Here is a 1,089-nt window from a genome sequence, read left to right as displayed (position 1 = left end):
CTCTGCCGCTGCCGAACGACGCTCAATGCAAGCGCAACGAACGGCTCGTGCCCTTTACCTCACCGCGCGCGCTCTCCCGCGCAGCGGGTTAGTTCTCCGTCGTCAGCGGAGGCTTCCCGCGAACTGTTCCGCAAGACGATCGTGACGAAACGCCTCGGCGATGAAGTCGACGAAGATCCGTGTCTTGGCGGGCAGCAGCGTGCGGCTTGCGTAGTAGATCGAGATAGGGCCGCTGTCGGCATACCATTGCGGCACGACGCGCACGAGCGTGCCGCTCTCGAGATGGGGCAGGGAGTGGGGGACGGCGATCAGCGTCAGCGTTGCGCATCGTACGTTCGCGAATGCGGCCTGTCCGTGTACTGCGCATGACAATGTCTGCGGGCGTTGCAAGATTACCAGGCCGGCTTGGCGTCGCCCTCGCGCCGAAGCACCATGCCGGCGTGGTCCGGCGTGGTACAAGACGCCATCAACGAAGTTCCCACTTCAGTGAAGCCGTGTTATCCCAGTATGTGGCTCCGGTTACTTCATGGCGTGCCCTGATAGGCGCGCTTTCGCGTTCCGCGCGCCTCGTCATAGCGGCCGTTGGGCAACTCGTGGCGGATGCGGCCATCATCAGTGAGCCACATGCCGAAATAAGAATCGTGAACCAGCGTGCTGGTGCGTTCGCCCAAACATCAATGAGCTGCCGAGTTGACGGTACTTTTTCTTGCGTGCGGTGGGTTGGAGAAGGATTGCCTGGGTGGCATAGCTGCCGATTGATATCGACATACGCCAAACGTCCACAAATTTATTTTTCGGAAACTGCGATTTTTCGCTGACGTACAACCCTGGCTCCATGCACCCGCCAGACTTCCGCTGAACTGGCATTCTCCTTCTCCAATCGCGCAAGCCTGATCTGCGCCCATGTTCCAGATCAAGTAAAGTGCTTTCGAGGGAGGAGAGGGGGCTAGCGTAGAATGGCGTGCACAAGGGCGAGGTCCGCTTTGCGCCTCCATGCACGAACCCGCTACGCGGGAGGGGTGCCAAGTACTGTGATGTGTTTGGTCTTGAGCGAGTAGAAGGCGCGACCTGACGATGGAGTTCCTTTCA

1 protein-coding gene and 1 pseudogene are annotated in these 1,089 nt (G+C 59.8%); both read right to left on the bottom strand.

Annotated features, from left to right (window positions below):
* Window positions 1-102: 102 nt before the first annotated feature.
* Complete coding sequence (locus tag C8K44_RS27225; protein ID WP_245417659.1) at window positions 103-390, bottom strand: hypothetical protein; 288 nt, start codon at window positions 388-390, stop codon at window positions 103-105.
* Between the two features lie 143 nt (window positions 391-533).
* Window positions 534-635 (bottom strand): annotated as a pseudogene (locus C8K44_RS27220) (Atu4866 domain-containing protein); the annotation flags it as partial.
* Window positions 636-1,089: the final 454 nt, after the last annotated feature.

This window comes from Aminobacter sp. AP02, assembly GCF_003148805.1.
In the GTDB taxonomy this organism is placed as follows: Bacteria; Pseudomonadota; Alphaproteobacteria; order Rhizobiales; family Rhizobiaceae; genus Aminobacter.
The sequence above is the reverse complement of the archived record's forward strand: the minus strand, read 5'-3'. Positions and strand labels throughout refer to the sequence as shown.